The 8,440-nt window shown below is 40.0% G+C and carries 4 protein-coding genes; all 4 read right to left on the bottom strand.

All coding sequences use genetic code 11. From position 1 onward, the window contains the following. Positions 1 to 117: 117 nt before the first annotated feature. The 4 genes from QM481_RS24150 to QM481_RS24135 all read right to left on the bottom strand — a co-directional run bounded on the left by QM481_RS24150 (position 118) and on the right by QM481_RS24135 (position 8,364). Positions 118 to 2,418, bottom strand: coding sequence for a sulfatase family protein (locus QM481_RS24150; RefSeq protein ID WP_283383692.1), 2,301 nt, complete (start codon positions 2,416 to 2,418; stop codon positions 118 to 120). Positions 2,419 to 2,748: 330 nt separating this feature from the next. Continuing rightward, positions 2,749 to 4,197 carry a sulfatase family protein gene (locus QM481_RS24145; protein ID WP_283383691.1) on the bottom strand — a complete coding sequence of 483 codons (1,449 nt, stop codon included), beginning with the start codon at positions 4,195 to 4,197 and terminating at the stop codon, positions 2,749 to 2,751. A gap of 41 nt (positions 4,198 to 4,238) precedes the next feature. After that, positions 4,239 to 5,798, bottom strand: a complete 1,560-nt coding sequence (locus tag QM481_RS24140) for a sulfatase family protein (protein WP_283383690.1) — start codon at positions 5,796 to 5,798, stop codon at positions 4,239 to 4,241. A gap of 97 nt (positions 5,799 to 5,895) precedes the next feature. Beyond that, on the bottom strand, positions 5,896 to 8,364 hold the full coding sequence (locus QM481_RS24135) for a TonB-dependent receptor (protein ID WP_283383689.1): 2,469 nt from the start codon (positions 8,362 to 8,364) through the stop codon (positions 5,896 to 5,898). Positions 8,365 to 8,440 lie beyond the last annotated feature (76 nt).

Below are 8,440 nucleotides of genomic sequence, written 5' to 3'. Positions count from 1 at the left end.
GCTCTTTGGTTACGGTACTCATCGCCTGAGGCAATTCTTTATTCTTAATTGCAATTTTATTTTAAAAACAATACTTAAACCTTCGTACAGTATTAATTGTCAATTCTACACTGTTGCTTACTTCAAATCAATAGTTACATGATTGAGTTTTCCTGCGTAAGTAAAAGGTACGTTGTACTTTTCGGTTACGGCAGTTACTTGGTCTTTTCCGACTTCAATGCTTTCATAAAAACCAACAGTTGGTAAAGTTCTGCTTACTTTTACTTCTCCTACTTTTTTATCGTTGATATAAATGATAGCCGTTGCTGGGCCATTTTGTGCGTTGTCTTTGCCTTCGTAATTGAAATCAACTTTCAAAAGGTTCTTTCCTGCTTTGATTGGCTCGCTTGAAGTAGCATATACTTTTTCTTCGCCATTGTTGTAAGTAAACCACAATTGATTTTTCTGTACGTACAAACTCAAGCCACCTGCTCTACCACCAACAGCCAATAATACGCCATCAGCACCTTTGTCGGGCGTAACTACATCGGCGGTGATGCTCAGGGAGCGACCGCCCAATTTTGGAGCAGTTCCTTCAAAAATCTGTGAGGTTTGCGGATACAAAACCAATTGTTTGCGGTTGTCGAAAATCGTTGGCGATGGAGCAGGGACAGAACCAGTACCATCTTTCAATGGATAAACATTGTACTTCCAAGCTTGTGCATCAAACAATTCTTTCAGTTCTTGTAATTTTTCTGGATGCTTTTCTGCCAAATTATTACGCTCGTTAAAGTCTTCATTGAGGTTGTACAATTCCCAAACATCTTTGTCGAAAGGCTGTTTTTTCACGTGTAAAGTACCTGCTTTCCAACCGTCTTTGTAAATAGAGCGTGAACCCATGATTTCGTAGTGTTGCACGGTATGGCGAGAAGGAAGCGTCGGATTTTCAATGCTATACGCCAAACTTGTGCCTTCGATGGGTTCTTGCGGATAACCGTTAATTACCGTTGGCACTTTTACGCCCGTCAGTTCAACGGTTGTCGGTAAAATATCAATCAAGTGTGTATATTGGTTACGAATACCGCCTTTGTCTTTGATGCCTTTTGGCCAGAAAATAATCAAAGGGTTGTGCGTACCGCCCTCAGAGTTGGCATCTTGTTTCCAATGTTTGAAAGGCGTATTGGTTGCCTGAGCCCAACCCAAAGGATAATTTGGACTTGAGTTTTCCGTACCAATTTGGTCAATCAATGCCAAGTTTTTCTTCAAACGTTGCTCTGGCGTTAAATCTGGGTCGAAATTACGATGGGCTCTTCCTTCAAATGTTCCTTCTTTACTTGCTCCATTGTCGCCAACCGAAACAATCACAAGAGTATTTTCTAACTGACCACTTTCTTTCAAGAAATTGATAACTCTTCCAATTTCAAAGTCGATGTGCGTTAAGAAGCCCGCATATACTTCAAAAAATTTAGCATATAATTTCTTTTCATCAGCCGATAAAGCATCCCAAGCTTTCAGCCCCGGCCCACGTTCTGGCAACACAGCGTCTTTAGGAATTACGCCCAAACGCTTTTGATTTTCGATAACGATTTCACGGTATTTGTCCCAACCAAAGTCGAATTTGCCTTTGTATTGGTCGCTCCAATATTTATCCACTTGGTGCGGTTCGTGACCAGCACCCGGTGTAAAGTATAAGAAAAAGGGTTTTTCGGGAGCAAGTGATTTTTGTTCGGCAATCAAATTGATGGCTTTATCAGCGATTTGCGTACTGAAAAGTTTGCCTTTTTCAGGAATAATCTTTTTGGTATCTTCCCAAACCACAGGATAATATTGGTCGGTAGAGCCACTCAAGAAGCCATAAAAATGGTCGAAACCTCTACCCGTTGGCCAGCGATTGAAGGGCCCAATGGGCGTAGCATCTTTGGCGGGAGTCAAATGCCATTTACCAACAGCATAGGTATTATAACCATTTTCACGTAAAATTTCGGCAATGGTTGCTTTTTCAAAAGGCATATAGCCGTCATAACCTGGTGTTCCACCGCCCGTTTGTGGGAAAAGTCCCATGTGAACCGAATGCGAATTGCGACCTGTCAACAAAGCCGCACGAGTAGGCGAACAAATAGCCGTGGTATGGAAGTTTGTATAACGCAACCCATTGGCAGCCAAGCTATCTAAGGTTGGCGTTTTGATTAAACCGCCATAAGTACTTACCGCACCAAAGCCCACATCATCGAGCAAAATCCAGACAACGTTTGGAGCGTTTTTGGGTGCTTGCGGTGCGTGTTCTGTCCATACTTCTTTGGTTTCTTGGAAGGTTTTTCCCAATTTTCCTTGAAAAGGAAGCGTTGGGTCGTGTTGGGCATAAGCCGACCAGCCAACACTTGTACTAAGTGCCGTGGCAAAGGCTATTTTTTTGAGGGTTAACAGTTTTGAGTTATTCATTGTTTGGGTTTAAGTATTTAGTATATAGACTATATAGTTTAATTGTGAATGCTAAATTGTGAATTAGTTCTGTACGAAGGATTTTATTTTGTTCAAAAGCGTTCTTATCGTTAGCATTTTTTGGCGTAGCGGCAACCCTTGCGGTTGCCATGTTGAGTGTGGCAACTGCAAGAGTTGCCACTACACCAATTTTATTTGAAAGATAAAACCAAACTTTCGTACAGCACTAATTGTGAATATAGAGTTGATACTGCTTGAAGGTATTTTTCAATATTTCCGAAATCAGCAATCCCAAATCTACAATAGCTTGAAAACGCTCGTTTTCACCTTTCAAGAGTAGCCTTCCCAAAATGGGCTAAAGGTATCGTTGTATTGCAACCTTAATTGTAGGAGTAATTTTTTGAGGGTTAATTTTTGTGACAAATATTTGGGGTTATCAGCCAAATTATTGGTTTCCCATGGGTCTTTGTTGAGGTCGAATAATTGCGTATGTCGCTGACCAGCCACATGGTATTCTATCAGTTTCCAACCTTCTTTTTTTACGGCTCTTTGGTAATGTTTAAAGGCAAAATACAAGGCTGGTCGCAGGGGAGTATTAGGATTTTGTAGTGCTTTATCCAAACTTATGCCTTGAACAGTAGGAGGCACAGGAAACCCTACATAATTGACAAGCGTACTGTAAATATCTGATAAATAGCAGTATCCTTTTACTTCTTTATTGGCAGGAACGCCTGCTCCTGCAAAAATCAAGGGTACTCGGTTGCTATGTTCATACACACTTTGTTTACCAAACAAACCATGTTGCCCCAGTGCCAAACCATTGTCACCAGCAAAAACAATCAGGGTGTTTTCCCATAAACCTTGGTCTTTTACGGCTTGTATGATACGACCAATTTGTGCATCCAAATGTGAAATTGTGGCATAGTACGCTTTAATTTGACGAATGGTATCGTCTGCCGTTCTTGGAAAAGGAGCTAACTGTTCGTCACGCACGTTGAGTTCGCCGTTATCGAAGGGATGTTTGGGTAAAAAGTTGGGAGGTAAACTAATATTTTTATCGGCATAAAGGTCATGAAAAGCTTGTGGTGCTAACCGTGGGTCGTGCGGAGTTGTAAAAGCCGTGTAAATCAAAAATGGCTCTGCTTTATATTTTGCAATAAATTTGATTGTTTCATCCGCAAAAAGTTCCGATGAATGTTGACCAGTGCTTGCTGGCTTGTTAGGATTATAATTATTGTCTTTGGGTGGCCCGTAGCTGTTGTCGAGCTTATAGTCTTGTACAGGAATATTGTATTGGTCGCCCATGCCGCCAAAAAACACTTTTCCCCCATCCGAAAAAGCTCGGTTATAAATTGTAGTACCGTTGTGTTGCTTGCCAATGCCAACGGTTTGGTAGCCGTTTTTGCGTAAATATTCTGGAAAAGTGGGATAGTTATTATAAATATCAAAGCTAAACTCATAGTTATCACGTGCTTGTCGGTCGATATTAAAAAGCGTTCTACCTGTTAAAAGCATGGCTCTACTGGGCTGGCAAATAGCCCCCGACAATCCTCCAAAAACGTGTGTCTGCGTGAAACTTGTCCCATTTTTTGCCAAAAAATCTAAATTAGGCGTAATGATGTCTTTGTTACCCCATGCGGCAATGGTATCGTATCGCTGGTCGTCGGAAAGCAAAACGATGATATTTTTTTTCTGGGTGGTGTTCCATTGCAGTAGCGATGCCAACGGAATAGAGGCAGAAAAAAAGGCTGTATTTTTTAGAAATTGTCTTCTTTGCATAAAATTATCATTTAGAAGTAAGTAGGCTCTATGTTGCTGTGTTAGTCATTCACTACCAACTTCAAAAGGCTTGGTTGATAGCCAATTCTGTGGGTATTTATCAGTAAAGAATCCCCTTTTTGCACAGTAATAGGTTGCTCGTAAGGTTGCCAAGCCCTTTCTTGGCTATGCTTTTTGTAGCCAATGGAAGCTCCCAGTGTTGTACTTTTGATGCTTGCTTTTCCTTGCTTTATTTCTACAATGGCTGGGGCTGTTTGAGGAGCTTGGGCTTTTCCTTGCCACCATTGAGCCACCAAATCTTTTTCGGGTATTGCCCCCAAATCACCTACTTGCTTTTTCCAAAGCTCATACCTATTGCGTAGCTCTTGTAGCTTCTGTTGAAATTTGGGATTTTCAGCTAAATTAACAAACTGATAAGGGTCTGTTTGGGTGTCGAAAAGTTCTTCAACTGGCTTGTTAGGTCTGAACCAATAGGCTTGTGCTTGGTTGAGTTTTCCTTCTTCTTTCAGACGGATAATCTCTTTCATTCCTTTGATATTTAGCCGATAAGCAATGTTTTGATAAGAAGGTTTTTCGGGAAAATAGTTTTTGATATACTCAAAACGCCCATCACTAATCGCTCGCACTCTGTCATACTCGGTATCCATGCGGTCTCGTGCGGCAAAGATGTACTGGCGTGTCTTCTTGGCTTTTTGACTACCCAAAAATGCTTGTCCTTGTAAATACTTGGGCAAAGGAATATTAGCCAATGATAAAACCGTTGGTGCAAAATCGACAAAGCTGATGAGTTGCTTATCGACAGTTCCAGCATTTTTAGCTGCTGGAAAACGAATAATCAAAGGCACTTTTAGACCTCTGTGGGTAATTTCTCGTTTTACAAAAGGCAAGGCATCGCCGTGGTCACTGAAAAAGAAAATAATGGTATTATCATACAAACCATCGTCTTTTAATTGTTGTAGGATTTCTCCCACTTGCTTATCCATCAATTCTACATTGCTCAAATGGCGAGCTATGTCTTTTCTAATAATGGCATTATCAGGATAATAAGGCGGTATTTCTACGCTATCTGGATTGACGAGCAATGGCTCTTTATCTCTTGAAAATATTTGCGATTCGTGGGTAATCATCAAGTTGATGACTGCAAAAAAAGGTTGGTTTTTGTCGGGTCGTCCTCGCCAATTAGCCGTTTTGCTATTTTCATCCCAAACGGTTACGGGTGCTTCAAATTGATAGTCTTGCTTTTCGTTGTTGGTACAATAATAACCTGCTTTTCTCAAGTACTCAGGAAAACACTTGACATACGAAGGTATCAATGCAGAGTAAGGTGGTACTACCGTAAACTGTTGCATTTGCGGTGGCTGTAAAGTACGCATATTATGTGTGCCAATAGAGGTTTGGTACATTCCCGTAATCAAAGCCGAACGACTTGGTGCACAAACGCCTGCCGTTGAATACACTTGGGTATAACGCACGCCTTCTTTTGCCAATTGGTCGAGATTGGGGGTTTTAGCAACTTTTTCCCCATAACTTCCCAAATGTGGTGACATATCCTCGCAAGAAATCCATAAGATATTAGGATTTTTCACTTGGCAGATAGCCATGCTTGAGCTTATAGCCGAAAGAAGTAGTATGTATAAAAATCTCATATTTATGGAATAAAAATTTACTTGATACATTGCTTACAGAATCAGGTAAAAACTAAAACTCTCGCTCGCCAAATTCGCTTACTGGCAGTTTTGTTTTTTTCTCTGTTTTATTAATAATGTATGAAACATTGATTAATAAAATGTTTCGTTCTTGGATATAGTTTGTGGTGGTATAAAAGTCTTTTCCGAATGTGGTAATGCGTTGTTGGTTTACTTCCATATTACCCAAAGCTGCATTTTGCCATTGGAAAGTCAGGGCAAGTTTTTGGTCTAAAAATGTTTTTTTGACCGAAAAATTGGGTTGATAAAACCTTGAATCTTCTCCTTGTGCCGTATTGCGTGCCGATAAATACGATAAATTAAACTGGGCATTCAATGTTTTACTCAGTTGATAATTGATATTGGTGTTGATTGTATATACCAAACCGCTGCTGTTGACGGCTACCGCATTATCGAACAAGCCACCTGCTATTTTTAATTGATACACATTTCCCCCGACAAAAATCTTTAACTTTTTGAAAGGCGATACCGTTAGACCTATTTCAGAGCCTATCAGACGAGCATTGCCTGCATTGGTATAAATTCGATTCAGAATGGTATCGTTATACACACTGTTTACACGATTGACAATATCGGTAATGTCTTGTGCATAGGCATTCCAGTAAAAAGCCGTTTTACCAAAATCTTTGTTTAATCCTACTTCATACACACCTATAAACTCTGGTTTGATGCGAGGGTCGCCTTGTTCGAGGGTTTCGCTGTGTTCTCTTTCTGGGTAAGGATTTAGTTCATTATTCGTCGAACGTTGTACTCGTCGGCTATAGCCCAATTTCAAATTCCATTCGTTTTGAAGATGATACAAAAGGTTGATGGATGGAAATAAGTTATTTAATTTCAGGATGTTATTGTTTGTTTTTGCATCTATAAATTCCCTGAAAGCATTTTCATAACGAAGTCCAAAGGCAAAATCAAGTTTTTTAATTGAGCCAGTATATTGGCTATAAACACCATGAATGCGGTTGTTCACTTCTACTTTTGCCGAAAAAGCTGGATTCACCTGAAAAGCTTGGTTGTTGCCATTCTTTTCAAAGTACCAAAAAATACCATCTTGGTTTTGGGTTCTGTATTGGTAGCCAACAGCCAGTTTTCCTATACCGATGCGTTTTTCATAATCAATTTTCAAGCGTAAAGCTTTCAACGGGTTGCTTCCTGTATTGTAAGTAGCTTGCAGGGTATCTGCCCAGTTGTTGGTTTTGAGATTTTGGTTTTGTGTGTAACCATCAATCAAAGCATCTTCATATAAACCCGATACTGTAATTTGAGAAGCGTCTTTAAATTTATGGGTATAGTCTAAATTATAGACTTTGAAAGAACCAGCTTTATAGACCAAATTAGGGTTATAATAATTTGTCGTGCTGATAAGTTGATTGTTTTGAAGATTAACCTTGCTATTGTTGTAAAAAATATCGGCTCGTCGATATTGGTGTTTTGTCCCGATGTAAATACCTGCGGTTAGCTCATCCGTTTTAGAGAAAGTATAAATAGCCGATGCCCTAAAGCCGTAGTTATCTCGTTGCAAACTGCGTTCGCCAGCACTTGGAAAACGGGTAATTACTTGATTGATGGTGGTATTGGCATCGCCCACACGCTGACCAGCAATATCATTTTTGAGGTAATTGAAAGCCGTAGCAATATCCCATTTTCCTTTGCGATAGTTGGCAGAAATATCCGCTCCATAGCGACGAGGTTCTTTCAGGTTGTAATAACTTTCTAAACGAGGTAAGCCATACTGCCAATTGGAAGTAATAGATAGCCCTTCTGCTGTACCTTTTTGGGTAACAACATTAAGGATACCAGCCTTACCATCGGCATCGTATTTGGCGGATGGTGCTGTAATCAGTTCAATTTTTTCGATGGTATTGGCTGGTATTTGTGCCAAAATCGTTGCGGCATCTATTTGTGTTGGTTTGCCATTGATAAGTATCAAAAAACCTTTTGCTCCTCTTAAACTAATTTCGCCTTCTGCATTGATAGTGACGGAAGGAATGTTTCGGATAACATCGGTTGCCGTTCCTCCTTTTGCTATTTCAAATTGTTCACTTTTGAATACTTGCTTTTCGAGGGTACTTACTACTTGAGCTTTGGCACTGGAAACAGTGATGGACTCAATCAACTGACTAACAGGGACTAATGAAATAGCTCCAAGGTCGAGCGAAGTACTCAATTGCCCATAACTAACCTCGATGTATTTGGTTTTATAACCTATGTATTCTATCTTAATGACATACTTATCTTCTTTGATGCCTAGAAACTGAAACGACCCTTTTTTATCGGCAAGTGCTCCTTTGTCTATCTTGCTTGCACTTTGAGAAGCCAGCCGAATAGTAGCATAAGCCAAAGGCTCGGTGGTGAGCGAATCCACCAATTTACCTTTGATGACGTTATTCGATTGGGCATAGCTAACCGCCTGCAAAACAGTAAGCAGTAAAGCCGTAATCGCTATGCTAAGTTTCGTTTTCATTAGGAAGAAAATTTATTTTTCATCTGATTATAATATTTAGTTATTTTTAAAGGTATCAGATGGAACGCCTAATCAT

Origin of the sequence: Flectobacillus rivi (assembly GCF_030056655.1) — a bacterium.
GTDB lineage: Bacteria > Bacteroidota > Bacteroidia > Cytophagales > Spirosomataceae > Flectobacillus > Flectobacillus rivi.
This window is presented reverse-complemented; position numbering and strand designations above follow the sequence as displayed.